At 37.1% G+C, this 25043-nt stretch carries 30 protein-coding genes; 2 read left to right on the forward strand and 28 right to left on the reverse strand.

Annotated features, from left to right (window positions below):
- Window positions 1-3: 3 nt before the first annotated feature.
- The 15 genes from JOC94_RS01250 to JOC94_RS01320 form a co-directional block, all read right to left on the reverse strand.
- A complete protein-coding gene (locus JOC94_RS01250) occupies window positions 4-2523 on the reverse strand; it encodes a phage tail spike protein (RefSeq protein ID WP_205178003.1) in 2520 nt (839 codons plus the stop codon).
- Between the two features lie 7 nt (window positions 2524-2530).
- The gene (locus JOC94_RS01255; RefSeq protein ID WP_205178004.1) at window positions 2531-3304 is read right to left on the reverse strand and encodes a distal tail protein Dit; all 774 of its coding nucleotides are present in this window, start codon (window positions 3302-3304) and stop codon (window positions 2531-2533) included.
- A gap of 15 nt (window positions 3305-3319) precedes the next feature.
- Window positions 3320-5941 carry a phage tail tape measure protein gene (locus tag JOC94_RS01260; protein ID WP_205178006.1) on the reverse strand — a complete coding sequence of 874 codons (2622 nt, stop codon included), beginning with the start codon at window positions 5939-5941 and terminating at the stop codon, window positions 3320-3322.
- Between the two features lie 85 nt (window positions 5942-6026).
- Window positions 6027-6335, reverse strand: coding sequence for a hypothetical protein (locus JOC94_RS01265; RefSeq protein ID WP_205178008.1), 309 nt, complete (start codon window positions 6333-6335; stop codon window positions 6027-6029).
- A gap of 287 nt (window positions 6336-6622) precedes the next feature.
- Complete coding sequence (locus JOC94_RS01270; RefSeq protein ID WP_205178010.1) at window positions 6623-7006, reverse strand: hypothetical protein; 384 nt, start codon at window positions 7004-7006, stop codon at window positions 6623-6625.
- Window positions 7007-7021: 15 nt separating this feature from the next.
- Entirely contained in the window at window positions 7022-7618 is a 597-nt protein-coding gene (locus tag JOC94_RS01275; RefSeq protein ID WP_205178012.1) for a major tail protein, read from the reverse strand.
- Between the two features lie 3 nt (window positions 7619-7621).
- Window positions 7622-7969 (reverse strand): hypothetical protein, encoded by a 348-nt coding sequence (locus tag JOC94_RS01280; protein WP_205178014.1) that lies wholly within the window; start codon window positions 7967-7969, stop codon window positions 7622-7624.
- Entirely contained in the window at window positions 7966-8397 is a 432-nt protein-coding gene (locus JOC94_RS01285) for an HK97-gp10 family putative phage morphogenesis protein (protein WP_205178016.1), read from the reverse strand. Before JOC94_RS01285 ends, JOC94_RS01280 begins: the two co-directional genes overlap by 4 nt.
- Window positions 8390-8725 (reverse strand): head-tail adaptor protein, encoded by a 336-nt coding sequence (locus tag JOC94_RS01290; protein ID WP_061114368.1) that lies wholly within the window; start codon window positions 8723-8725, stop codon window positions 8390-8392. The genes JOC94_RS01285 and JOC94_RS01290 overlap by 8 nt, the downstream gene beginning before the upstream one ends.
- 3 nt (window positions 8726-8728) lie before the next feature.
- Window positions 8729-9037: a head-tail connector protein gene (locus JOC94_RS01295; RefSeq protein WP_061114369.1), complete on the reverse strand. Its 309-nt coding sequence runs from the start codon at window positions 9035-9037 to the stop codon at window positions 8729-8731.
- 14 nt (window positions 9038-9051) lie between these two features.
- Window positions 9052-9279 (reverse strand): Head fiber protein, encoded by a 228-nt coding sequence (locus JOC94_RS01300; RefSeq protein WP_205178018.1) that lies wholly within the window; start codon window positions 9277-9279, stop codon window positions 9052-9054.
- Between the two features lie 17 nt (window positions 9280-9296).
- On the reverse strand, window positions 9297-10493 hold the full coding sequence (locus JOC94_RS01305) for a phage major capsid protein (RefSeq protein WP_205178020.1): 1197 nt from the start codon (window positions 10491-10493) through the stop codon (window positions 9297-9299).
- A gap of 12 nt (window positions 10494-10505) precedes the next feature.
- Window positions 10506-11192, reverse strand: a complete 687-nt coding sequence (locus tag JOC94_RS01310; RefSeq protein WP_205178021.1) for a head maturation protease, ClpP-related — start codon at window positions 11190-11192, stop codon at window positions 10506-10508.
- Window positions 11161-12444 (reverse strand): phage portal protein, encoded by a 1284-nt coding sequence (locus JOC94_RS01315; protein ID WP_205178023.1) that lies wholly within the window; start codon window positions 12442-12444, stop codon window positions 11161-11163. The genes JOC94_RS01310 and JOC94_RS01315 overlap by 32 nt, the downstream gene beginning before the upstream one ends.
- 21 nt (window positions 12445-12465) lie before the next feature.
- Window positions 12466-14064: a terminase large subunit gene (locus JOC94_RS01320; RefSeq protein WP_205178098.1), complete on the reverse strand. Its 1599-nt coding sequence runs from the start codon at window positions 14062-14064 to the stop codon at window positions 12466-12468.
- Between the two features lie 281 nt (window positions 14065-14345).
- Here JOC94_RS01320 and ermCL point away from each other — a divergent pair, with 281 nt between their 5' ends.
- A complete protein-coding gene (gene ermCL, locus JOC94_RS01325) occupies window positions 14346-14405 on the forward strand; it encodes a 23S rRNA methylase leader peptide ErmCL (RefSeq protein WP_123317386.1) in 60 nt (19 codons plus the stop codon).
- Between the two features lie 60 nt (window positions 14406-14465).
- Window positions 14466-15200 carry a 23S ribosomal RNA methyltransferase Erm gene (gene erm, locus JOC94_RS01330; protein ID WP_070458552.1) on the forward strand — a complete coding sequence of 245 codons (735 nt, stop codon included), beginning with the start codon at window positions 14466-14468 and terminating at the stop codon, window positions 15198-15200.
- Between the two features lie 115 nt (window positions 15201-15315).
- Here the strand turns inward: erm and JOC94_RS01335 are convergent, their stop codons facing one another.
- From JOC94_RS01335 to JOC94_RS01390, 13 genes are all read right to left on the reverse strand, one after another.
- Complete coding sequence (locus JOC94_RS01335) at window positions 15316-15801, reverse strand: gamma-glutamylcyclotransferase family protein (RefSeq protein ID WP_078756219.1); 486 nt, start codon at window positions 15799-15801, stop codon at window positions 15316-15318.
- A gap of 42 nt (window positions 15802-15843) precedes the next feature.
- Window positions 15844-16743 (reverse strand): amidoligase family protein, encoded by a 900-nt coding sequence (locus JOC94_RS01340; RefSeq protein WP_205178025.1) that lies wholly within the window; start codon window positions 16741-16743, stop codon window positions 15844-15846.
- A gap of 103 nt (window positions 16744-16846) precedes the next feature.
- Window positions 16847-17074 carry a DUF4314 domain-containing protein gene (locus JOC94_RS01345; RefSeq protein ID WP_078756217.1) on the reverse strand — a complete coding sequence of 76 codons (228 nt, stop codon included), beginning with the start codon at window positions 17072-17074 and terminating at the stop codon, window positions 16847-16849.
- On the reverse strand, window positions 17071-17721 hold the full coding sequence (locus tag JOC94_RS01350) for a virulence protein (RefSeq protein ID WP_205178027.1): 651 nt from the start codon (window positions 17719-17721) through the stop codon (window positions 17071-17073). Before JOC94_RS01350 ends, JOC94_RS01345 begins: the two co-directional genes overlap by 4 nt.
- Before the next feature lie 90 nt (window positions 17722-17811).
- Window positions 17812-19311 (reverse strand): DNA cytosine methyltransferase, encoded by a 1500-nt coding sequence (locus JOC94_RS01355; RefSeq protein WP_205178029.1) that lies wholly within the window; start codon window positions 19309-19311, stop codon window positions 17812-17814.
- Entirely contained in the window at window positions 19304-20542 is a 1239-nt protein-coding gene (locus JOC94_RS01360; RefSeq protein ID WP_205178031.1) for a site-specific DNA-methyltransferase, read from the reverse strand. Before JOC94_RS01360 ends, JOC94_RS01355 begins: the two co-directional genes overlap by 8 nt.
- Entirely contained in the window at window positions 20523-21698 is a 1176-nt protein-coding gene (metK, locus tag JOC94_RS01365; protein ID WP_205178033.1) for a methionine adenosyltransferase, read from the reverse strand. The genes JOC94_RS01360 and metK overlap by 20 nt, the downstream gene beginning before the upstream one ends.
- Before the next feature lie 18 nt (window positions 21699-21716).
- Complete coding sequence (locus JOC94_RS01370) at window positions 21717-22268, reverse strand: P27 family phage terminase small subunit (RefSeq protein WP_061114380.1); 552 nt, start codon at window positions 22266-22268, stop codon at window positions 21717-21719.
- Between the two features lie 105 nt (window positions 22269-22373).
- A complete protein-coding gene (locus JOC94_RS23615) occupies window positions 22374-22511 on the reverse strand; it encodes an HNH endonuclease (protein ID WP_432711449.1) in 138 nt (45 codons plus the stop codon).
- A gap of 5 nt (window positions 22512-22516) precedes the next feature.
- Window positions 22517-22684, reverse strand: coding sequence for a hypothetical protein (locus JOC94_RS23620; protein WP_268920940.1), 168 nt, complete (start codon window positions 22682-22684; stop codon window positions 22517-22519).
- A gap of 269 nt (window positions 22685-22953) precedes the next feature.
- Window positions 22954-23412 carry a hypothetical protein gene (locus JOC94_RS01380; RefSeq protein ID WP_057995364.1) on the reverse strand — a complete coding sequence of 153 codons (459 nt, stop codon included), beginning with the start codon at window positions 23410-23412 and terminating at the stop codon, window positions 22954-22956.
- Complete coding sequence (locus JOC94_RS01385) at window positions 23409-24767, reverse strand: DEAD/DEAH box helicase (protein WP_205178035.1); 1359 nt, start codon at window positions 24765-24767, stop codon at window positions 23409-23411. Before JOC94_RS01385 ends, JOC94_RS01380 begins: the two co-directional genes overlap by 4 nt.
- Complete coding sequence (locus JOC94_RS01390; RefSeq protein ID WP_205178037.1) at window positions 24748-25029, reverse strand: VRR-NUC domain-containing protein; 282 nt, start codon at window positions 25027-25029, stop codon at window positions 24748-24750. Before JOC94_RS01390 ends, JOC94_RS01385 begins: the two co-directional genes overlap by 20 nt.
- Between the last annotated feature and the right edge of the window lie 14 nt (window positions 25030-25043).

The raw sequence follows: 25043 nt of genomic DNA on the forward strand, positions 1-25043 counted from the left end.
CCTCTAATATAGATCAATGATTCTTTTTTCAATCGAACCATCTTCATATTCAATCTCCACCTCAATACCTACTTGTCCATTTGGTCCTTTTTCTAAATTCTCAGAACCAATTTGAGCAGATATAGTATAATTCTTTCGATTTGCTGGATATACAGTTTGATACATACTTTTCGTCATTCCCAAAACACCTTCTGCTTTAAAAGATGCATCACCGCTTGCACCATTGTTAGGGTCAACTGTAAAACCAGAATTCACCCAATACGTAAATCCATCATCTGCCCTTGAATTTCTCAAATGATTAAACGGTACTAAATCCTTTATTTCCTGCCGATCAAGCACATCTGTATCATGTAGCATATCCGCAGCTTTATCCCACTGAGCTGATGAATCACCTAATTCTTTTAATTTTGTCGATAATTCAATCACTGTTTTCCATGGTTCCTGTAAATTATATTGTCTACGCACAATACGAGTTTTTACTTGTAAATTTAATTCTTTATCGTTTACCGTAACAATATCTCCTAGGTCCCACTCCTCGTGTTCATAACCTGTTAATACAGATAAGTCCATTGCTGTTAAAACATAAGACACCCTCGGTTTTGCATATTGTCCTAATCTCATATTTGCAAACTCTAACATTTGATAAGGATTGCTAAATGATGAGGCATCAAGTGTTGCAATTCGAACTTCTGATGTAAAACTATAATCTTCTACATATGCTTTGTTATTATTAATAGATGAAAATGTCATGCCATCTTTACCGTATGCATATAATCTTGTCACTAAACTTCTTGTATCAACTGTTCTTTGAATACTTTTCATATTCTTTCTATAACTAAAGAGCGCACCACTATCTTTACCGCCAAATGTTAATAAATGAACTAAACGATTTGCGCTATCAAATATCAAATCTCCACCATGGATATTTTGCACTTCACGTAATATGGATAATGCATTTTTCTCTTCCGATTCCCATGTTCGCTTTGTTGTTACATTTACATTCCCAACAGACCACTCTGTTCCTTCTAGCGCGTATTTCATTGGAACATCTGCAGTATCTGCATTAAATTCAATAGGCTGTTTATCTGTACTAAAAGCTAAGTCATAAAAATCTGCTTCTGCATATACGTGAGTGATGATATTACCTTCTTGGCTTTTTTCATCCGTAATCGTTCGTATGCGATACACATCGTCTACGATTTGAATTTGTTTTTCGTTTTCAATACTTTCCCTTTTTAAATCATGAAAAGGAATCTTAAACTCTAAGATGTCAGCACCATTAATTTCACTTGTAACAATGACATCAAACGCATTTTCTAAAACTGCATCCCATGCTCCATTACTATCCAAAACGACAGGCCTAGCAAATCCAAGTTTTTCATAGGCAGGTTTTGGGATATCATGCAATATAACTTCTATTAGTTTCGGTGTTTTCGTTTCATCTTCTGTCGTTAAAGTAATGCGATAGCGGATATAAGCTCTATTAGGTGAAATTAATTCACCTGTTGGTCCAATTGTTTGCCACGAAGTCCAATCCTCAAGGTCATCTGATGTGGATGTTTCAACTAAACTAATCGCAGTTGTTCCAGCAATATATTCACTAGTTACTGAAACTCTACCATTGCCACCTAAACTACACTTTTTAGGTATTGTATAGAGCACACCACTACCTGGATACTTGTTATCTTCTTGCTTTAAAATAACAGCACCTGGTTCCGTTAATGCATCGACTTGGGATGCACTATCTGCACCATTTGCTTGAATAGAAGATTTAAAGTATAAGTGTATATCTTCCATCGTTAACTTTGAATCTTTCTCAAAAAACCAATCATCAAAACCTCCAGCATAGTAATACGTATCTTGTAACATACCCATGACAATGTCAGCGGTACATTCTTCATTCAATACACCTGTATAATTTCTTACAAGTGATTGCCAAGTCGTCCCATTCGACCTATCACCGATAAAGTTTTGAATTGTTTTATTGTTTCTATTAATAATTGTTGTGATAAAATACCAGCCATTATTTACAAAGCTAATACTTGGTGTCTCGGATGTATCATAAATTAATGTCCCAGCATTGTTATAAAGCATTAATCGTAGTCTTCCTTGATATAACGACATATATAGGATTGGTTGTCCGGGTCCATTCCTTGTACTAAATATAGGAATAAATGTTTGACCAATTGAATAGGTTGTCGGATTTATCCAGCCACCAACTACAATTTTCTCCCCTAAATCAGTAAAAAAGCTACCATCATTGGTAGCGGTAAGATATGTCTTTTCACTTGTTGGATTGACAATATTCTGCCTGAAAAATCGCCCAAACCTTCCTGCTACTAAACTTGCAGATGTTCCAGACCAATTTGATATCGTAAAATGATGATTATTCATACTGCTGTCTTTTAACTGATTATTATTTGGTTGTGATTCATTAAAATGCCATAATGCAACTGTTTCATCATGAATCGGAAACTCACCAGTAAAATCTGTTTGAGATGTTACAACCGATTTAATCGCCATAATAAAATCACCTCCATCTACTTTGACTTAATACATGAAGTTCCGTAAATGCTGCTCCTGTACTACTTACTTCCATTTCATTACTGCCAGGATATAAAACTGGAAAGTTTAACTCGTCTAAAATAGACAACCCATTTCGGATTGTATTACCACTTGTATCTGTTATTTTTGCCGTCAGCAATCCACTATCAACGATTAATATTTCATTTGATGATAATGGTCCATTAACTTTTAAACTCTCACCATTTGTAGTAATCGTTAAAAATGTCGTTCTTGAACTACTGATGTTCCCTTTCATCCGATATATCGGGAAGGACTCTATATTGCCTAACTTCCTTTCAACTACATGGCTACCAGTAGAATTAATCGTAAATTGCTCATCTGTAATCGCATAACCATAAGGGTCTGGACAAACAAATGTAAGTTCAAAGGAACCTGCACTTCTTAATATTCGTTCACAATCCACTTCCTCTACTAAACGTGCTAAAAAATATCTGTTTGGAATATCGTCTAGCACTAATTGTTTTAATCCTAAATTAGGGTTCAACCATTCAGCTACATCATCCAATAGATGAATCACTTCGGTAAATGAATGCTGCGGAAAAATATTACAAATGACTTTGATATATTTTTCTGATGTATCTGAACCTAGATCGGCAATTCCCATTCGACCAGGTATTACTTCAAATGCATTTCTAGGAGCGGGAGAAACTTGCCAACTAACAATTCTTGCAGTGATTTTCATATTTTTCGAATGAACGCCATCAAATGTAAACCCCATGCAGCCCACTCCTTTCTAACTTGGCACAAACCTTCCTTGTGCTCGAGATCCTGTTTGAATCAAGTTATATAATTCTTGTGAAACCTTTCTAATATCATCTTCACTTCTGACAATCATTTGTTGGATTGTAATTAAGGAACCATAGCCATCTTGACTCGTTGCGATACCATTTGCCCCAACATTCACGTTTGATTGAATGTCGAAGTCTGTCGGAACTGCATCTTGAATATCTTCAGATACTTGACTCATTGCCTTATCAAAACCAACCCCTAAACCTTGAGCCATATCATCACCAATACCAGCAAATACAGTTGATGGTGATTTAATACCAAGTAAACCTTTTACTCCACTTACAATTCCACCAACAAAATTACTGATTTTATCTTTGATCCAAGTAACCATAGAGGCAATTCCATCCCAAAGACCACGTACAATATTTCGACCGATATCGACAATTGCAATCGCTGCTTTTCCTATTCCCGTAATTAATGCCATCACAATTTGTGGTAAAGCAGCGACCAGGGAAGGTATAGCTTTAATTATGCCTACTACTAATTGCAAAATGATACGGATCCCCATATCGATAATCATCGGTAAGTTTGAGGTAATAAAGTTAATAATTGAATTTATTATTTGTGGTAAGGCAGCTATCAATCTAGGTAAAGCTGCAACAATACCTTCAGCTAAAGCCATAATAATTCGAAGAGCCGCATTTAATATTTGCCCTAAATTATTGATTAACGTATCTACTATTAAAATGATTGCATCGATGACTGCTGGAATTAGCTGTGGTAAGGCATCTGCTATTCCGTTCGCTAATGCAATAACAATTTGGATAGCCGCATTAATTAAAATAGGTAAATTTTCAATGATAAACTCCGCAACAGTTGTTACTAAATATACGACCATTTCAACTAACGGCTCGATATTCCCTACAATCGCTTCAATAATTCCTGTTAATAAAGCAATCGCACCTTCTAATAAAGGTGGCAATAAAGTAGGCAAAAGTTCTACCAATACATTCACCAGCTCTGTTAGCATTGTGGCTATCATATCAATGGCACCCGGGATATACTCTGTAATTCGATTAATTCCTTGAATTAAAAAAGATGATATTCTCTCGCCTATAGCAGTAATATCACCTTCTTGAAATCCATCATTTAATATTTCAGTTATATCTCGAACTAATTCTGTTACATCACCAACTGCTCCTTGGGCCATTTCTGCAAACTGTTCTCCAATAACAATTTGTAAACCTTCATAAGCTGATTTTAAGCTCCGAACTGAACCTGCTAAACCACTTTCCATGGTATCCGACATTTGCTGTGCGGCTCCATCAGCATTTTCAAGTTCCTTATATAGATTATTCATCTCATCGCCAGTTCCAGATAATAATGCATTCACGCCCGCTAGATCTTGTTTATTGAAAATATTACTTAATGCGTTCATTTTATCTGCTTCTGACAATCCATCAAGTTCTTTATTTAAATCTGTAAATATATCGTTCATATCACGAATATTCCCTGATGAATCGGTAACGCTTATGCCCAGACCTTCTAATTCTTTTGCAGCAGCCGATGTGGGAGATGTCAAAGACATAATGATGTTTCTAAGTTTCGTTCCACCTTCTGCGCCTTTTATCCCGCGGTTCGCTAGGACTCCCAACATCACATTTAATGTATCTAAATCTTGGCCAGCATTTTTCATTGTCGCTCCCGCAACAAGTATTCCTTCACCTAATTGCTGTACATCTGTGTTTGACTTTTGTGACGTCTTCGCCATTTTGTCCATGTACATGTCCATATCAGCGATTTCAAGGCCTAAAGCCGCCATCGAGTCTGTTACTAAATCAGATGCTCTTGCTAAATCCATATCACCCGCGGCAGCAAGTGTAAGCACACCTGGAAGTGCTCCTATCGCCTGTTCTGTATCATATCCTGCTAAAGCTAGGTAATTTAATGCCTCAGCTGATTCCGATGCCGAGAAACGTGTAGTTGCTCCCGCATCTTTTGCTGCTTGAGATAATTTATTAAAGGCTTCTTCCCCTTCTTCTCCTGTAAGTCCCATTGTTGCTTGAACTTGCTTCATGGCATCTTCATATTCGCCATATACATTTAAAGAGTCCTTTATAAACTTACCTGATGCAACTGCCCCTGTTCCGATTGCAGCCATTGCTGCGGCGGCTGCTTTTAAGCCTGCTACCAATACTTTACCCGCAATTTCACCCGCTGTTTTTAAACCATTCACAAGTTTTTCTACTTTTTCTCGATTAAGCTTCTTTACTTCTTCTTGTGAGTCCTTCAGTTCACGTTCTAAGTTATTTAACTCAGCATTCGCATTATTTAACTGGGTTTGCCAAGAAAGTGTTCTTCTATCATTTTCTCCAAAGGATTCAGCAGCATTGGCAAGAGCCTTTTCTAGTGTTGATACTTTTTCCTTTTGTGCATCAATCTCTTTATTTAATACTGCATTTCTTGCGGTTATTGCTTTAATTGATTTATCATTTCTATCAAATTCTGATGTCACTAATTTCATTTCAGAACCTAGCACTCTGAAACTTTGGTTAATTTCCCGTAGAGATTTCTTAAATTCTCGTTCCCCTTCAACACCAATTTTAAGACCAAAATTGTCTGCCATACTGCCACCTCCTCCTAAAATAGACATAAAAAAAGAACAATCTATTGATTGCTCTCAAATTCATGTTCTCAGAATGTAAAAATATTTAATTCTCTTTATAGTTTTTTATTATTTCTCCAAGGTTCTCATTCAAATATTCGTAAGCTCGCATTTTGATTACATCTTCTTCTGAAGGTTTATTATAGAAATTCTTTTCTTGGAGCTTTTTCTTCTCGATATTAATGTTCCGCTTAGTATTAAAAAGTATGTTATCCAATGTATCGTCAACTTGTTCGTTATACATGTCTAATCGTCCTTGATCATATGCTTCTTTTAATTTCTCTTCTAAAACATCTCGTGCTATTTCTGCACCTTGTGATATTATCCAGTCAGATATTTGCTTTAATTTATCCATACAAGAACTCCCTTCAAAATAACATCTAATATAATTGTTTGATGAATACTTCAACTATCCACTCTTATAGTAAAAAGTATATCACAGTCAATAAATATTCTAAATTCCATAAGGAATGATGTCATCAATGGATAGTTCATTTTTAGGTTTTGTAAGACCTGTGAATTGTTTGTGGATTTCCCATTGATCAAGTAAATGGCCAATAGGCATTAACCACACTTCTTCTTCAGTCCTTTTTAGCTGAGTGACTCCATAATAAATAAGTCGAGCAAACATTTCTTCATCGTTTACTCGACCACTTCGTTTTTTGTATCGGTTTCCTCCGACTCAATATATCGTTTTGTCCCTTTAAACATTGCTTCCATAATTGCATCTTTAAAAGTTGCCATTTCAACAGGTGATGTTAACAGTTCCACATCATCTTCCGTTAACAACTCTTTCTTTTCTTCATTTAATCGATTATGGATATAGATACTTTGATTGGCAAGCAGGGTAATTAACCAGACAATCTCGTCTAAAGCCATTTCAAAATTTTCAGCTTTCATTAACTTCTCACCTAAATCTTCAAGGCCACCATACCTTTTTGCAATTTCCTTTGTCGCTTTTGTTGTTAAGATTAATTCATAGTCCAAACCACCAATCGTAATCTTAGCACTTCTTTCATTCGTCATAATTGATCGCTCCTTTTATCCTTCAGTCCCCGCAGCAAATACTGGTTCATACACTTCGCTATACCAACCAGTAATTATTTCCTGATTCACACCATCGTCACCTTCACTTACTTCAGCTTTCCATGGATGCTTTCCTTGACCATCAAGTTTGTTTCTTCGTAAAACCGTACCCTCAATTGTTGGTGTAGAGAAAGTAATACTATCTCCTTTTGTTGCGAGGTTTGTTGCTGGGATACCAAACTTTACTCGGTATAGCCAAAAGTATCGGTATTTTCCATTTGCCTTTTTCGCTCTAAATCCAATTGCAACTGGGTCCCCGCCATCTTCACTTGTAGAAATCAATACATGGTTGTCATCAATTGTTGCTCCAGTTAAATCACTAGCTGCTGCCACACCGATATCATCAATACCAAGCGATAGTGTTCCGCTTTGAAATTCTTTAATCACTTCAGCCGCACCATCATCTGCATATAAAGTTGCCTCAGCTAATTCAACAGATAATTCAGCACTAATCGCCTTTGCTAAAGGAGTAGGAGTTTCATAGGTTTCATCACCGTTTTCTCCTTCTGTTATTGTTGCATAATAAAGCCGATCAAGACCAATAGTCGCCATAAATTATTCCTCCATTTCAAATTCATAATATTTTGCTACATCAATAGCTAAATGATGATATCCAGTATCATCTTCGTGACCAATATATCGCCTATCCGTAATAACAAAGTCCGCACCCAATAGAGTACGGACTATAATATTTTTAATTGATGTATAATTCTTTTTTGAAAACAACGAAACCCTAACTTCTTGTACATCATACTTTGGAATATTATCTGCATGTAATTCAAACATATCAACGATTGGTGTGATTACAATGTATAAATCAGGAGCAGTATCTGAAAAGATACCTGTTTCAACTGGAATACCACATTGTTCCGCAATTTGAGTTACTTCGGCTAATACATTCATATGCTTTCCACTTCTTCTTCCAATTTTTTAATCATCGCATCCATACAAGGTTGCCTTGATGTTCTTCTTGCTGGTTTTAAAAATGGCTTTGCAGGTTGACCCGATTTTCCGTATTCGATTATATTAGCTAATTTAGCGTTGCTAACCCCATCTTTACGTGGTTCATTAAACCCTACTTTAACATTATGATTTCCTCTTCGGTCAACTAAGGCAGGTGATACTCCTAATGCAGATACCAACTCACCAGTTGATCTACTCGGAAGTTTTGTGTCCTTCCCAATAACCGAGCTTAAATTAGACTTCATTTTATCTAATACAATTGCTCCTCCTGCTTCAAGAACCCTCGGAACGATTTCATCTGTTTTACTTCCCAATCTTGAAATCTTCATCAAGAATTCTTCTGGCATTTTAATATTAACTTTAGCCATCTGATGCCACCACCTTTTTTGTTAAAACCTCGATATACATATTTCTGTTTTTCACATTATCAACGCTTACTACTTCATATCGCCCATCATCACATACAATAAACATTTTCGGTTTAATGGTTAAATCGGGAATGTTTCTAAAACGAAATAACGCATTCGCTTCAGAAAAGGCTGCCCTATTTGCCCAAGTCTTACTACCAAAGCGTTCTTCTTTGTATGCTGTCACAGATGCTAGGATTCTATCGGTTTCTTCACTGAAAGACTCTTCATCTTTTACAATTTCACGTGTTACGATATCGATAAATGTACGCATTTTACCAAAACTCATACGCTATACCTTCCAATCTCTATCTAGCCTTAATAAAAGGTTGACTGTTTTCCAAACTTGCTCTCCAGCAAGTGCGCTATCTGCGAAAAATCCACCTGTACTGCCATCTCGACTTTCGTAAAAGTGTGATGCCAACATGATAACCGCTTGTTCCGTTGTCGCGGGCATATTCTCATCTAAATATGTGCCTTCTTTAATATGTTGATAACTCTCTGCATAAGAAATGGCGGCAGTGATGTACATTTCTATTAAAGCATCATCTTTATCATGTTGGAGTATTAAATTAGCCTTTACTTTTTCTAGTAATGTCATCACTTTCGCCACCTTTATTCTTCTGACATATAACCAGATGTTTTTAATTTCGATAGTAATGCATTAAAATCCGCAACTAAGTCTTCTATTGTTTCTGCTGTACTATCAGATTGATTTGCCATTTTTTCATTTGAAGAAGAAGGAAGGCCAGTGACCTTTGCTCCTTCTTCAATAACAAGTTCCCCGCCAATCACCGTTTTTTCTCCGCCTTGTTCTGTATAGTTTTTAGCGCTATACCCCATCGCACTCTACCCCTTTATTATTTTTGTTGTAAGACTTTGATTGCTTCTGGCAAGATTAACTTTCCATCGACACGTTGACTTGCTAGGAAACCAACTTGTCCTGTTGTTGCAAAAAGTTCATTTAAACGCTTGAATGAACGACCTTGTCTGTCTGCAATCCAATAATATCCGAAATCACCAAAGGCAATAGACTTAGCTTTCGTTTCAATAGTCGGTGCATAAGCTGAAGTGAATACTGGACGATTCAATAACGTATCTGGTGTACCGGCAGTTAGTGATGGTTGCCATAAGTACTGACCTTGACCATCTTTTAATTTTCGAATTGCTTTTATTGTTGCATCATTCATAATGAATACAGCATTTTTACGATATGGTGCTTTTAAAGAGTAAACTAAGTCAATAATTTCATCTGCAGTAATAGCTGTTGCTGATGATGCAGTAACTCCTAATTCTGCACCACCAGTATCATGAAACACTCCAGTCGGCTTTCCTGCTCCATCACCGACAAGAAACGCTTCTTCTTCTTTTGCTCCAATTCTTCGAGCAAATTCAGTTGAAATGTAATTCTCTAAATTAAATACACTATCGTTCAATAATTCATCCGAAACTTTAATCATTGTACCTAACTTATAAGCACTGATTGAAGTCTGTCCAAACACTGAATCGCTTTCTTCAAATTCTTCTCCTTCATCCAACCATGCCGCTGAACCTTTAGTAGTGACAACTGGAATTTTACGATCGCCACTGGACGTTTTTACAATCTTAGCAAGTTTTCGGAATACGTTCTCTTCTTCTAATGACTGTACAAGTGTACGCTCGAATTCATCGGGAACTAAAAATCCTCCTTCTGAATCTGTTCCCACTGATAGTGAGTTCATAATTTCTTGTGTTGGATTTTTACTTCTCATCGCATTCCAGAATGCCTTTGTATAACCTTCAGAAGCTCGTCCACTCTTTGTTTCCATTCCTGGAACAGATGGATTTCCAATGATAGGTGTATTTATTGGACGATTTAATTCTGCATCTAAAGCCTCTTGCCGTTCTAATCGTTGAATTTCTTTGCCTAAATTCATAATATCCTCTTCCATACGATCATACATCTGTGCATCTTCAGCCGCTACCAAACCATCACTTCCACGTTTAGTATCTAAAAAAGTTTTAGCAGCCTCCCATGCTTTTGCTCTTTTCTCACGTAATTCTAAAATTTTATTCATATTGGTTTCCTCCTAATATTTCAATAAATTAAGCCGCTCATAAAGCGGATCAACCGATTGACCTTTTTGTGGTTTTTGTATCTTGTTTATTAATGAATTTGTTACTGCTCGTCTACTAAAAACAAAGCTGTTCTCAGGTTGGTTTTCATCTTTACCATTTGCGAACATAATGGCATCCGCAAATCCGAGTTCAATTGCTTTAAGTGCATTAAGCCACGTTTCAGCATCCATTAATTCGGATAGTTTATTTCTTGATAAACTTGTTTTAATTTCATATGCGTTAATAATGCTTTCTTTTACTTCGTCAAGCATATGCACCGTCTTTTTCATTTCTTCACTATCACCAATTGCGACAGTAAATGGATTATGAATCATCATTAGGGACGTTGGTGACATTTGAATTTCAGTGCCTGCCATCGCAATCACAGATGCTGCCGATGCGGCAATCCCATCAATTTTGACAGTGACATCACCTGGATATTCCATCAACATGTTGTAAATTTGCGCAGCTGCAATACAATCACCCCCTGGCGAATTAATCCAAACTTCAATATCGCCTTTGCCTTGCACGAGTTCTTCCCTAAAGGCAGATGGTGTGACTTCATCATCAAACCAACTCTCCTCTGCTATTGCCCCATATAAATGAAGGGTTCGTTTATCAGTTTCATTATTCTTTGTCCAGTTCCAAAACTTCTTCATCTTCGGTTTCCTCCTTTTCATATTTCTTTGCAAACACACCTGCGTCTTGGAGTTTCGTCATATTCCCATTGATTAAATATAAATCTCCCCCAAGTTCATCCGGTATCCGGTCTAAATTCTCAAGTTCACGAATGTCATTAGCACTCATCCAGCCATTTTGCCTTGCTGTTGCATAGCCACTCATTCGTGAAGCATAATCACCTCTAAGCAATCCATCCACATTAAATTTCACAAAGTACGCTTTCTTTTCACTTTTAGTAAATAGTGAACGACTAATTGCTTGTTCCCACCGAATAACCCATGGATCAAGTGTGTATTTAACGAATTCTAACGATTGTTGCTCTATATTAGAAAAGCTCGACTTTTCCAAGTCACCTACCATGTGAGGTGGCACTCGGAAAATTCGAGCAATCTCGTTAATCTGAAATTTTCTTGTTTCAAGAAATTGTGCTTGATCGGGTGCAATTGCGATTTGTTGATACTTCATCCCTTCTTCTAATACAGCAACTCGATGGGCATTACTTGAACCTTGATAAGCTTTATTCCAACTATCCTTTACTCTTTGGGGGTCCTTGATAGTTCCCGGATGTTCTAAGACACCACCTGGTGCCGCTCCATTAGCAAAAAACTTTGCACCATATTCCTCAGTTGCCATTGCTAGACCCACTGCATTTTTAGCCATCGCAATTGGTGAATATCCAACTAAACCATCAAAACCAAGTCCGGGTATATGAAGTACATCTTCAGCTTTTAATGCAATAGTTGTCTTCTCTGACCCATTCATTTCCTCAAATGTTTTTGTGTATAAATAATACAGATTACCTCTCGCATCTCTTTCGACTGACATTTTATTTGGCATAAGTGGGTAAAGTGCAATAACCTCCCCTTTTCCATTGCGAATGATCTGAGCATACGCATTTCCCCATAATAAAAGATGAGTCATTAATGTTTCTCTAAACACAAATGAACTCATCTCAGGATTTGGTTCGTCATGAAGTAAAAAATATAAGGTATGGGATATTGCTTTTTCCTTCCCACCTGTATCTGTGTACTTATATAAGTGCAGTGGTAAACCAGCTACCGCTTCAGCTAATATGCGTACACACGAATATACTGCAGTCATTTGCATTGCTGTAAATTCATTAACGGATTTTCCACTACTAGAATTTCCAAAGATGAAACTATAATTGCTCCCAAATGAATAGTTTTGTGGTTTATCTCTTGCTTTAAATAAATTTGTAAACCACCGCATATGAACATCACCTCCTCAACGTTAGAACACAATCAATCCTCTATCATCATAAACGGAATCACTTGTTCCGCTTCTTCTTATCGCTCGGTCGAGTGCCATAATTGTTGCCACCGCACCATCAATCTTTTCCGTTGATTTTTCCTTGTCAGGTTTAATGTTTCCAGCTGGATCCGTTCGAACATGAATGTTATCCATCATCCAACGTAAAACTGGATGTCCGCCGTGAGCAAGTTTTTCTTCTAATGTTAATTTCATCAACTCTTTTGATGATGGGCTCATATCTTTAAAACCTTGTCCAAAAGGAACTACAGTAAAGCCTAATCCTTCGAGGTTTTGCGTCATCTGAACAGCTCCCCAACGGTCAAAGGCAATTTCCTTTATATTGTATTTCTTTCCTAATTCTTCGATGAACTTTTCAATATAAGCATAGTGAACAACGTTTCCTTCTGTTGTTTGCATGTGACCTTGTTGCTCCCACACATCGTAAGGTACTCTGTCCCTATCCACACGCTGTCTAATGTTTTCTTCAGGTATCCAAAAGTAAGGCAAAACAACATATTTATCATCTTCATATTCTGGTGGAAAGATTAAAACAAATGCTGTGATATCTGTTGTCGATGATAAGTCTAAACCCGCATAGCACTCTCTACCAATTAACCTTTTAGGGTCAACTGGCAAACCACATCTGTCCCACTTTTCCATTGGCATCCATCTGACAGATTGTTTTACCCATTGGTTCAATCGTAACTGCCTAAATAAGTTCTCCTCAGCAGGATTCTGTTTCGCACTTTCACATGCTTGTTCGACTTTCTCTATATCTACTGTAATTCCTAGTGATGGATTTGCCTTCTTCCAAACTTCAGGGTCTGTCCAATCATCATCTTCCTCTGCACCATAGATAACAGGATAAAAAGTAGGATCTATTTTTCTTCCCTCAAGTACATCTTTTGCTTTCTGATGTACTTCGTAACATATTGAATGCTGGTCATTTCCTGCAGTTGTGATTAAGAAATACAATGGTTGTTTCCTTGCGTCCCCTGAACCATGAGTCATAACATCGTATAGCCTTCGGTTCGGTTGTGCATGTAACTCATCAAAAACTACCCCATGGACGTTCAATCCATGTTTTGTATAAGCTTCCGCAGATAACACTTGATAGAAACTACCCAATGGTTTATAAATCAATCGTTTTTGTGAAAGGACGGGTTTAAATCGTGCCTTAAGTGCGGGTGATTGTTCCACCATATCAACTGCAACGTCAAATACAATCGATGCTTGTTGCCTATCCGCAGCACATCCATATACTTCTCCACCATGTTCAAAGTCACCACATGTTAAAAGTAAGGCAACCGCAGCGGCAAGTTCTGACTTTCCTTGTTTCTTAGCTATCTCAATATAGGCAGTATTAAACTGTCGATAGCCATTAGGCTTCATCGTCCCAAATACATCTCGAATAATCTGCTCCTGCCAATCTATCAAGTCAAAGTTTTTTCCAAACCATTCACCTTTTGTATGTTTTAAATAACTTATAAAGTTTACTGCCATATCAGCAGCATCCTTATCGTAGTAAGATTGTTCAGCTTTAAAGATTGTTGGTTTATAAATTTCTAGCTTTCTAATTATAACCACCCCCTTAGCAAATAAAAAAACTAAATGAATTTATAAAGTTTTGCACGACAAAAAAGCCCAGATTGCTATCTGAGCTTAAGACATCTATTTAATTGTTCCACAATCTGTACCCTTTTGCAGAACAATATTCACTGTTTAATTCACAATTTATGTGTTAAAATAACTTTAGGTTTAACAAGGAGGAATTTAAATGGGTAATTGTTCATTATTTGTAATTGACTTCTCCATTTTCGTCTAAGTTTTAACACTTAAAACGGAAGGAGAATTAGCACTTGGGTATTTTTAGCATTTTTGTAATAAATACAGTTCATTATCAACCAAATGAAAAATAATTGGTTATAATGAATTGTTAATATAGAAAATTCATTATAACCACATTGGAGTGGGTTATAATGAACAAAAAAGAGATAAAATTTAGTCAAAACTTTATTACCTCGAAACGACATATAAATAAAATTATGAGTAATTTAGAATTAAATAGCGATGATAATGTTTTTGAAATTGGTTCAGGAAAAGGCCATTTCACACTAGAACTGGTTCAAAAATGTAATTATGTAACAGCTATCGAGATAGATTCAAATTTATGTATTCAAACACAAAATAAAGTTACAAATTACGATAATTTTCGAATTATAAATAAGGATATATTACAGTTCAAGTTCCCAAACAACAGAACATATAAAATCTATGGTAATATACCTTATTATATAAGTACGGATATAGTACGAAAAATTGTCTTTGAAAGTAATGCAACAGTTAGTTACTTAATAGTCGAGGAAGGATTTGCTAAAAGGCTACTCAATACAAATCGTTCTCTAGCGTTACTTTTAATGACTGAAGTAGATATATCCATATTAAGTAAAATCCCTAAAGAATACTTTCATCCAAAACCTAAAATTAATAGTTCTTTAATTATGTTAAAAAGACACCCATCAAAAATATCACACAAAGATAAAAAAATATATAATAATTTTGTTATGAAATGGGTTAACCAAGAATACAGAGAACTATTTACTAAAAACCAGTTTAATAAAGCCTTAAGTTATGCAAAAATAAAGGATTTAAGGAACATTAACTTCGAACAATTTTTATCAGTATTTAATAGCTATAAATTGTTTAATAACTAAGTGACAAATTCCTTAGCATTTAATAAAAAGGATTGCCATCTAGGCAGTCCTTTTTTGGTATTTTCCATTCACCTAGTGTGTTCAACTTTGCTTATATATTATCATATTATTCGGACTACACTAATTTCCCTCCATTAGATTCGTTTTCTAAAGTAACACCGTCTTTTTTATATGAATTCTCAACTGCTCTACGTAAATATTCGACATCAAATCCTGCGCTTTGATAACCTTCTAAAATGGTTGAGTAATAGTAACAACTCGGCTGCTCAAGTGGTCTGCCTTCATTCATAATATAGACCATCGCATTTACTGTCTTTTTATCTACTTTAACTTTCATCATTTCTTTTCTATACAGATGTGGCCATCCTTCATAACGATCAAGTGCCTTTTCGTCACTAGAGGTAATCTGCCACACAAGGACCGGAACGCTTTCTCCCTTGCATGGTTCAACCGTTGCAACTGCATGCGCGTGTGGCCCCCTAAAAACGAGTTTGTGCCCCTTTATTTCACTTGGTCCTACTACTTTTGCAGTCGGACATCTATTTGCCATTTGTTCTAGATTTAAATTTGATCCGTAAGCAATATATAATTTACCCATCATGTCAATCCTTTCACAATTTATTTTTGAATGATTCCGGGTAGCTTATCCAACCCGGAACCTCCACGCTGCTGAGCCTGACAAAGGCTTGGTTAAGTGTGCCCTACAGTTTGCGAACTCTTCTCCAATCAATCCGATTCGATTGAGGTATGTTCGCATGGCAAATTTTTCATTTTCAACTTGCGGTTTTTTCGATGAAGCGCTTTTCTGTGTTAATGCTTGATTGTTGATTGCTAGGGATAAAACTATGAAGCTTCTTATTTTCCCTGCGTGAAGGACACTGTTAAAGCCTCGTAACTCAACCGTTCGGTTTCTTCTAAAAAAGCTATGTAGATTTAAGAAATGGTATCGGCTATTATGATAGTGTCTACTTCTGCTTTCGCTGTATCCTTCATACCAAATGTCTTCAATTTCCCGCATTGTCTTTGGCTTTTTCCGATTCATCTTTTCTACTAAAATGTCATCCATCCGTTTGCAATAACGCATTCTCTCATTCTTGATTTCTAGTGCCTTGTAAAACAAATCGTTCCTACTTGCGATGATGTTTACAAAGTTTCGTATGCTCCTTGGTGTATGTGGGCTCCCATCTAAGTGAATGTGAATTCCACAAGATGAATTGGTAAAGGCTCCCGCTTTCCGTATCCTTCGAACAAGCTCCTGTAAAGTGTCAATGTCTTTTCGGTAGGTTAGAATTGGGCTTACAATCTCAACGCTATAATCTCTGTTTGCATTAACCCTTCTACCGTTTCGACTAACTTGCGTCCGAATACTTCCATCATAAACAAATTCCCATATCCGTCCGTCTGGAACTTTCACTTTCTTTACATCGTAGTATGTTCCACCTTCGATGTATTTCCCCTCAAGAAACTTTGCTGCTACCTTCGCTGCTTTTTCTCTTGTGATTCCTGTGAATTCAATTTCAATTCCAAACTTTGCGTTTAACATTTCATCATCCCCTTTTAGAGTGTATGTGTGTTTTTGTTACATACATATATCACTCTAAAAGCCTTATATATCAAGTGTTATCTACAGTTATTTGAATGTATTTTTATTGTTCGATGATTAGACACTTATCAACTCCAAATACAATTCCGAGTGAACTTCCTTTATCCCATTTTATGTGTATTGTTCCTATATCATCGACATAAGAAACAGTTCCTTCATCACCTGGGATAAGATTTGAATATGGATCATCCATTTCAATCAAACGTACTCTTGTTCCAGGCTGATATTGTTTTTTTAACTTGGTCAGCGATTCTTTCGTTATATTGTTCATGAAGCTTCCACCATTTTTTTCGTTCTTTTAAATGAAGAATCACCTGACAGTTTTGACATCAAGAGCTTTCTGTCGGATTTATATTCATCGCCTATAAAATTTAGCTTTAACAGGAAACATCGAAATGCATATTTTTCGTTTTCGACTTGTTTTTCAACTGCCGTCACTCGTTTTTGCTTTAGAGCTGTTTCGCATAATGCGACAATAAACTTTGTGTATGTTTCTAATTCCTCTGGTGTCAATTTTCTTTCAAACCAAGGGAATATGATACGGTCGTCTTCTAGTGCAATTTTAGTTGTTTCAATAGCTAGTGCCAGTTTAATTAATGTGGTTTTACTCTGAATCAGTTTTTCTAAATTCTCTATTGTTTGCTCATCGAAGGGGTCTCGGGGATATTCAATGGAAAGTATGAACGTTTCCTTTGACTCATCCCGATCCGCTCCAAAGTTATATTTACTTTCTAATGTATGGATTAACTCTTCATTAGTCGGGCCTTCCAAAGTTCCAACCCTATCAACTACATACTCTCCAATCTCGTAAGCAAAGCTTGGTGTTCCTTTATACTCAAAAGGAATATTCAAATGTTCGCTGATTGCTTCCACTAACTTTTTCCGTTCTTTTCCCTTCACATTAAATTTTACAATCATTTTTTATTCCACCTTTCAATTTTGGTACATACATATATCACTCTAAAAGGTGTTTATATCAAGTGTTTTGAACAGATTCCATCTGACTTCCTAATCTTTATTTAATTGTATGGCAATTCCAGTTAAAACATATATAACACAAGGAAGTGCGACTCCATTTCCCCACATTTTATATTCAGCAGTATCAGAATGTGGCTGGCTTAACCATTTGACGATTTGCTTTCGAGTTTTAGGTCGCTTATTTTTACTAATCAATTGTCGGTGCGTTTCCCACACTTTCTCCCAAAAGTTAATCTCTTCATCCGATGGGTTGTCTTCACTTAAGTTATCGCACCATCCATCTGGGAAACCTTGCAATCTACCACATTCAGTAGGGGTGAGCCTCCTCACAATTAAATCTTCAACATTTACAAGTGGGGGATCCTTATAATCAGTAGCAACAAGCGTACTAGCGAGTTCTTTTTCGGCACTTGTAAAATGTGAGTTTTTACTAGATGAATAGGTTGATTGTTTTCCTTTTCTTAATTCATCTTTACTACTCACAATTGCAATTCCGCCTTGATTACTGTTTGGTGAGTTACCAGATGTATCTATTGTTCTTGACACATCACTTTCATAAATATTTGCTCGAACGTTAACCGTTCCTTCAGATGTCAAACGAATATCAAAGGTTCTCGGTTTCTCTAAAACAAATGGCTGATTGTTTCCACCAGTTCCATATAAAGACACAACGGTCTGGGCAACATCAACCGGTCCTTTAATTCTTGCATCCCTTCCATGGTTATCGAATACAAGTGGAGGATGATTTGATTTTGCTCGTAAAGTTGCTGTTACCCCTTTGGTTACATCCATTCGGCTACCACCTTGGTCATTTAAGCAGATATTGCTTGTTTCTTTAGCACTTTTTGAAGTATCTCCGGTAGTTCCTTGCTCCGCTGTTTTGCTCTGCGTAAAATACCCTCGCAAGCTCTCTGACTCAAATAATATTTTGGATGCACTTCTTCCATTAAAATCTGCGACAAGAAAGATTCGTTTTCTTCGCTGGGGTACTCCCCAATATTGCGCATCAAGGACTCGCCAGGCAATTGAGTAGTTATCTCCCAACACTTCTCCTGCATTTTCCCATTTATCTGGTTTAGGGATATCAACTTTCTCGGCCTTGACCTTACAGAATTTCTCGATGACACTTTTGAAGTCTTCTCCTTTATTTGAGGAGAAGGCTCCACAGACATTTTCCCACACTGCATATCTTGGATATTCACCATTTGTTTTACACCTCATTTCCTTTATAATTCGCATCGCTTCATAAAATAAAGAGGACTGACTTCCGTCTAGTCCTGCACGTTTTCCTGCAATTGATAGATCAGTACATGGTGAACCAAAAGTGATAATATTAACTGGTTCAACCTCTGCACCGTTGATTGAACTAATGTCCCCTAAATGTTTCATTTGAGGAATTCGTTTTGATGTAACACGAATTGGAAATGGTTCAACTTCAGATGCCCACTTTGGTTCAATTCCGCAAATGATACCTGCAAGTGGAAATCCTCCAGAACCATCAAAAAGCGAACCTAAAGTAAGTTTACGCACTTTCACTCACCTCAAGTTCGCTATAAGCAATCTTTTTATTATTTCGAATAACATACACACCTTCATCTGTTCCAACTTGTTCAATGTATCTTTTCGCAATCACATCACAAAACTTTTCATCTAATTCAATCATATAACATATTCGGTCGGTTTGTTCCGATGCAATTAAAGTCGAACCAGAACCACCAAATGGATCGAGTACAATACTGTTTGTTAAACTTGAATTCATAATTGGATAGGCAATTAAGGCAATTGGTTTCATCGTTGGATGGTCGGCATTTCGTTTAGGTTTATCAAACTCCCAAATAGTCGATTGCTTTCTATCTGAATACCAGCGGTGTCTACCATTCTTTTTCCAGCCAAATAATATCGGTTCGTGTTTCCACTGATAAGGTGAACGGCCAAGTACAAGTGATTGTTTCTTCCATATACAAGTTCCAGATAAATAAAAACCAGCTTCTTCAAATGCTCTGCGGAAATTAAGACCTTCTGTATCCGCATGAAACACATAAATGCTGCCATCTTTCGCAAGCGCATCTTCTGTGTTCTTAAAAGCATCCAATAAAAACTGGTAAAATGTATCATTATTCATATTGTCGTTTTTAATTTTCCCCGCACTGCCTTCATAATCAACATTATAAGGTGGATCAGTGACCACTAAGTTTGCTTTCTTGTCCTCCATTAACTTATCAAACGTTTCTTTTTTCGTACTATCTCCACATACAAGTCGATGTCTACCTAAAAGCCATATATCACCTTGCATTGTTATTGGTGGGTTTTGAAGTTCTTCATCGACATCAAAGTCATCATCTTCTACTCCATCTCGAAGTGTATCTTTAAACAAATCATCAATTTCAGCAGCGTCAAAACCTGTCAGTGAAACATCAAAGTCTGCTGCATCTAAATCTGTCATAAGTACAGCTAATTTTTCTTTATCCCAATCACCGCTAATTTTATTTAAAGCAACGTTTAATGCTTTCTCTTTTTCTTCGTCTAATTCGACCACGACACATTCGACTTCAGTTCTTCCCATACTTGCTAGAACTTTCAATCGTTGATGTCCACCAACTACTCTTCCAGTTGTTTTATTCCAAATAACGGGATCAACATATCCAAACTCTTCAAGTGACCGTTTAATCTTTTCATATTCACTATCGCCAGGTTGTAAATCTTTTCTCGGATTATAATCGGCGGGAATAAGTTGTTCAACTTTAATCTTCTCTATTATCATGTTTACTCACCGCCTGATTAAATTCTTTATACCTTTTCACGTCTTCCCATGGATATAACCAACTATCAAAATGTCCGTAAACTGCTGTATCGGCATACTGAACATCTCGCAACTGTAAGTATTCAATAATCGCTGCTGGTTTTAAGTTAAATACTGCTAGAGCTGCTTGTTCAAGTATTGAAACTGAAACACTTCCCGTGCCAAATGTATTTATTGAAAATGCGACAGGATTTGCCTTTCCTATGGCATATGAAATACTTACTTCACATTTTTCTGCGTAATCACACCACACGATATGCTTTGCAATATGCCTTGCCATATAAGCTCCACTTCTATCAACTTTGGTAGGATCCTTTCCTGAAAATGCCCCACCACCATGCGCTGTAAAACCTCCGTAAGTGTCAACCATTAGCTTTCTCCCAGTTAATCCTGTATCAGCTGTTGGTCCTCCAACAACAAATCGCCCTGATGGATTGATTAAAATATCTGTATTTTCATCAAACGGGAAGTCTTCAAAAACCTGCCATAAGACATTTTCAATAATATCTCTTTCAATTTCTGTTTGTCTTTTATAAGGCTCGTGCTGTACAGATACTACGATTGTTTTCACTCTAACTGGTTGATTATTTTTATATTCAATTGTGACCTGGGCTTTCCCATCTGGAAAATAACCTTTAATAATTTTTCCTTTGCGGACTTCATCTAATCGTTTTACAATTTTATGTGAAAGCACTAATGGTAATGGCAGCATTTCCTTTGTTTCATTTGTCGCATAACCATACATTGTTCCTTGGTCACCTGCGCCAATTGTTCCGTAAGGCTCTTTGATTCTCTGACGAGCTTCAAGTGCTGTATCTACCGCTTGTGCAATATCTGTACTTTGTTTCTGTACATATACAGATATTTTAAAATCTGTAGGTTTGTAACCCACATCAACTAATACACTTTTTACAACATCTTTAAGATTAAGTTTTTCGCTACAGGAGATTTCGCCCGCCACGATGATTCTTCCTTTTGTCGCAAGCACCTCACATGCCATACGTGAAGCTTTGTCTTTTGTTAAACAAGCATCCAAAATACTATCTGATATTAAATCACAAAGTTTATCCGGATGACCCGCACATACACTTTCAGCTGTTAAATATTTAATCGTCATCACATTACCTCGTTTCAGTTATTTGCCTTTACGCATCGTTAATAAACGCTCCATCATATCATCTTGTGGATTCGCACCAATGAATTCTGTTGCACTGTTTTCTCTTATAATTTGATAAATTTCTAACCAGAGTCGATTGGTTTGTGTCATGAAGTTTTGACTCATAGCAACATACGGGCTTTGCATAGCATTTCCCGTTGTTGGATGTTTTGCTAAAAAGCCAAACTCTGTCACAGCTGCCTCGCACTGCATCCATCTTGCTGCACTCATAGCATACCTTTCTAAAAGTTGCGGCATGATTAAATGAGCACAGTCCCTTTCATTTAACCAATTCCACGTTTCTTCATAAATTTCTGCCGCTTCAAGAGTTGAACCGTCCTTTTCAGTGGCAGATAGCATCTCTCTTGGCGGTGGCATTTCTTGTCCTTGAAGGTCAGGTGCATGTGTAAATTCGAGCACTTCTAATTTTCGTCTACCTGGATTTCCATCTTCTAATTTTTCGTATAATGGCTTTCTTTTACGTCCAGAACCAACCCGAGCACCGCCCCTATTTGTTCCATCCTTGGCCATTTCAACACCTCATTTCTGCTCGCCCCCTATATACCCTCTTTGAAATCGCGACTTTTTGCGTGACGTTCCCCGCCCGTTGTCCACATCATAAGTTGTAGAGATTGATTACCCCCTACCCCTTCGCCAACGATCACCATCTCGAGCAGTAATCGATGAGTGACAAGGGGTGCAAACAGACATGAGATTGCTTTCGTCATGCGTTCCACCTCTTGACAGCGGTAGGATGTGGTGTACTTCTTGCACTGGAGTCAGCTTCCCATTTCGCTTACATTCCTCGCAGAGCGGGTTCTTTGCAACGTAACGGTCACGTATCCTCTTCCAGGCACGTCCGTATCGCTTTGCGGTGTTTGGATCACGTTGATACCTTTCATATCTTCTCGCCTCTGCCTTCCGGTGTTCATCACAAAAGCGTTCATGCGTTAACTCAGGACATCCTGGCTGTGAACAAGGTCGCTTTGGTTTTCTCGGCATAGCTTTCACCTCCAAACAAAAAAGCCCCCGCAGGATTTATCCCACGAAGGCTCGCAATATTTTGTCTATATTAATACCATAACATGCTCAAAGTCAAAAAGCGTCCGCAATATTACTCACTTGAATATTCAAAGGTCCATTTTGTTTCTCTTTGATACTTTTACCATACTACCACTATAACCTGCGTAATGTCTAAATGCATCCGCGATTTTACTCACTTGCCATAAAGCAGTAGTGTCAACCTATCCAACGCTCTGTTCTTTTTATTGTAGGCAGATGACCTTTCAATTTTAAAGTAATCACAAATCGTATGCACAGCATCGGTTCGTCTTTGGTTTTCCACCATATAAAATTCATACAAAACAAACTGTTCATCTTCAGTTAACTCATCCCAAGCAGGCTGGAACCAATTCATATATTCGACGGCTTGTCTTAACCTTTCTTTCAGAACATCAATTTTATCGATGCTATAAGCAATACGGTTTTCATTTGCTTTTGGATTGTGTACAGACGGCATGCCATCATTCACTGGTGCACTTGGGGACATCATTCCATCATGAAGGATTGCAATATCGTCATCGGTATTATCTATAATGTGTTTCATACTATTATAATCTTTTATCACATCAATCGTTGCTGCTCGTTTATCTAGGTAGTGCCATACAATATTCATACAGGAATTCCCCCTTTTAACGTTGCTTTCACCGCATCAATGAGTGCTGACTGCGTATTATTCTTTTTATTTAAAGCATCCATCACACGCTCGTCCATTGTTTCTTTAGCGATTAAATGATGGATAATCACTGTGTCTGTTTGTCCTTGCCTGTACAGCCTTGCATTTGTTTGTTGGTATAACTCCAAGCTCCAAGTTAGTCCAAACCATACGAGTGTTGAACCACCCGCTTGTAAATTTAAACCATGTCCCGCTGATGCTGGATGAATGGCTGCAATTTGAATCTTTCCCTCGTTCCATTTTTTAATGGAATCACTACTTGTTAAAACTTCTACCTTAAATCGGTTTTGTATTCGGAGCAGGTCGTGTTTAAACCAATAAGCAATTAGCACAGGTTTTCCGTTTGCCGCTTCAATGATATCTTCTAGCTTTTCAAGTTTTCGGTCATGTATTTGAGAGACAGAACCGTTATCATCGTAAACTGCACCATTTGCCATTTGAAGAAGTTTATTTGATAAAGCCGCTGCATTTGAAGCGGTTATGTCCTCACCTTTTATCGTTGTAATCAAATCACGTTTCATGACATCAAGCGTTTCTTTTTCTTTCTGATTTAACGAAACAGGCATTTCATTCATGACTAAATCGGGTAGTTTTAAATAGTCCGTCCCTTTCATGCTGATAGTGATATCGCTTATTTTTTCATATATCGCTTCTTCTGCCCCTGGTTTTGGTTTATATGAAAAAATCATATGTTGATTTCTTTTGTCGGGATCGAAGTATGATTCTCTGAAACGTCCGATGAATTTCCCTAATCTTTCACCCATATCAAGTAATCGGTACTCCGCCCATAAGTCCATTAAGCCATTCGATGAAGGTGTTCCTGTTAAACCAACTATTCTTTTAATGTTAGGTCTCACTTTCATCAAACTTTTAAAGCGTTTTGATTGATGAGATTTAAACGATGATAATTCATCAATAACGACCATATCAAAATTAAAATCGATACCGCTTCTAGCAATCAACCATTCTACATTTTCACGATTAATGATATAAATGTGGGCATCTGAATATAGTGCTTCTAAGCGCTCTTTTTCTGTCCCAACAGCAACAGCATAAGTTAATCCTTTCAAGTGACTCCATTTTTCAATTTCTTCTGGCCACGTATTTCTAGCAACCCTGAGTGGTGCGATTACTAAAACCCTATCAACTTCAAATCGTTCTAACATCAATTCATAAATAGCAGTCAGTGTAATCACACTTTTACCGAGACCCATTTCAAGAAATATTGCCGTTATAGGATTTTCTATAATAAAATTTGTTGCAAACTCCTGATATTTATGTGGCTTGAATTTCATCCAACATCCCTCCAATACTTTCAGGATCATCTAGACAAAAGACGATAAAACCTAGTGATTCTAACTGCTGTTTTCTTTTCTGCTGAAGCGGTCTGAGTTTCTTCCCAGGTGCCTTCACTTCAACAAAGCCGATTTTTCCGTTTGGCAGTAACACTAACCGATCAGGCAAGCCATCAAAACCTGGAGATGTAAGTTTAATAGATAAACCCTTCATATTTCTAACTGCTTCACTTAATTTTAACTCGATAGATTTTTCTCGCATTCCAAACTCTCCTG

Source organism: Siminovitchia thermophila (assembly GCF_016909185.1).
In the GTDB taxonomy this organism is placed as follows: domain Bacteria; phylum Bacillota; class Bacilli; order Bacillales; family Bacillaceae_C; genus Siminovitchia; species Siminovitchia thermophila.

Coding starts and splice junctions, on each gene's coding strand:
- JOC94_RS01250 (WP_205178003.1), bottom strand. CDS start 2,523: ATGGCGATTAAATCGGTTGTAACATCTCAAACAGATTTTACTGGTGAG.
- JOC94_RS01255 (WP_205178004.1), bottom strand. CDS start 3,304: ATGGGGTTTACATTTGATGGCGTTCATTCGAAAAATATGAAAATCACT.
- JOC94_RS01260 (WP_205178006.1), bottom strand. CDS start 5,941: ATGGCAGACAATTTTGGTCTTAAAATTGGTGTTGAAGGGGAACGAGAA.
- JOC94_RS01265 (WP_205178008.1), bottom strand. CDS start 6,335: ATGGATAAATTAAAGCAAATATCTGACTGGATAATATCACAAGGTGCA.
- JOC94_RS01270 (WP_205178010.1), bottom strand. CDS start 7,006: ATGACGAATGAAAGAAGTGCTAAGATTACGATTGGTGGTTTGGACTAT.
- JOC94_RS01275 (WP_205178012.1), bottom strand. CDS start 7,618: ATGGCGACTATTGGTCTTGATCGGCTTTATTATGCAACAATAACAGAA.
- JOC94_RS01280 (WP_205178014.1), bottom strand. CDS start 7,969: ATGAATGTATTAGCCGAAGTAACTCAAATTGCGGAACAATGTGGTATT.
- JOC94_RS01285 (WP_205178016.1), bottom strand. CDS start 8,397: ATGGCTAAAGTTAATATTAAAATGCCAGAAGAATTCTTGATGAAGATT.
- JOC94_RS01290 (WP_061114368.1), bottom strand. CDS start 8,725: ATGAGTTTTGGTAAAATGCGTACATTTATCGATATCGTAACACGTGAA.
- JOC94_RS01295 (WP_061114369.1), bottom strand. CDS start 9,037: ATGACATTACTAGAAAAAGTAAAGGCTAATTTAATACTCCAACATGAT.
- JOC94_RS01300 (WP_205178018.1), bottom strand. CDS start 9,279: ATGGGGTATAGCGCTAAAAACTATACAGAACAAGGCGGAGAAAAAACG.
- JOC94_RS01305 (WP_205178020.1), bottom strand. CDS start 10,493: ATGAATAAAATTTTAGAATTACGTGAGAAAAGAGCAAAAGCATGGGAG.
- JOC94_RS01310 (WP_205178021.1), bottom strand. CDS start 11,192: ATGAAGAAGTTTTGGAACTGGACAAAGAATAATGAAACTGATAAACGA.
- JOC94_RS01315 (WP_205178023.1), bottom strand. CDS start 12,444: ATGCGGTGGTTTACAAATTTATTTAAAGCAAGAGATAAACCACAAAAC.
- erm (WP_070458552.1), top strand. CDS start 14,466: ATGAACAAAAAAGAGATAAAATTTAGTCAAAACTTTATTACCTCGAAA.
- JOC94_RS01335 (WP_078756219.1), bottom strand. CDS start 15,801: ATGATGGGTAAATTATATATTGCTTACGGATCAAATTTAAATCTAGAA.
- JOC94_RS01340 (WP_205178025.1), bottom strand. CDS start 16,743: ATGTTAAACGCAAAGTTTGGAATTGAAATTGAATTCACAGGAATCACA.
- JOC94_RS01345 (WP_078756217.1), bottom strand. CDS start 17,074: ATGAACAATATAACGAAAGAATCGCTGACCAAGTTAAAAAAACAATAT.
- JOC94_RS01350 (WP_205178027.1), bottom strand. CDS start 17,721: ATGATTGTAAAATTTAATGTGAAGGGAAAAGAACGGAAAAAGTTAGTG.
- JOC94_RS01360 (WP_205178031.1), bottom strand. CDS start 20,542: ATGATAATAGAGAAGATTAAAGTTGAACAACTTATTCCCGCCGATTAT.
- metK (WP_205178033.1), bottom strand. CDS start 21,698: ATGACGATTAAATATTTAACAGCTGAAAGTGTATGTGCGGGTCATCCG.
- JOC94_RS01370 (WP_061114380.1), bottom strand. CDS start 22,268: ATGGCCAAGGATGGAACAAATAGGGGCGGTGCTCGGGTTGGTTCTGGA.
- JOC94_RS23620 (WP_268920940.1), bottom strand. CDS start 22,684: ATGAACGCTTTTGTGATGAACACCGGAAGGCAGAGGCGAGAAGATATG.
- JOC94_RS01380 (WP_057995364.1), bottom strand. CDS start 23,412: ATGAATATTGTATGGCACTACCTAGATAAACGAGCAGCAACGATTGAT.
- JOC94_RS01385 (WP_205178035.1), bottom strand. CDS start 24,767: ATGAAATTCAAGCCACATAAATATCAGGAGTTTGCAACAAATTTTATT.
- JOC94_RS01390 (WP_205178037.1), bottom strand. CDS start 25,029: ATGCGAGAAAAATCTATCGAGTTAAAATTAAGTGAAGCAGTTAGAAAT.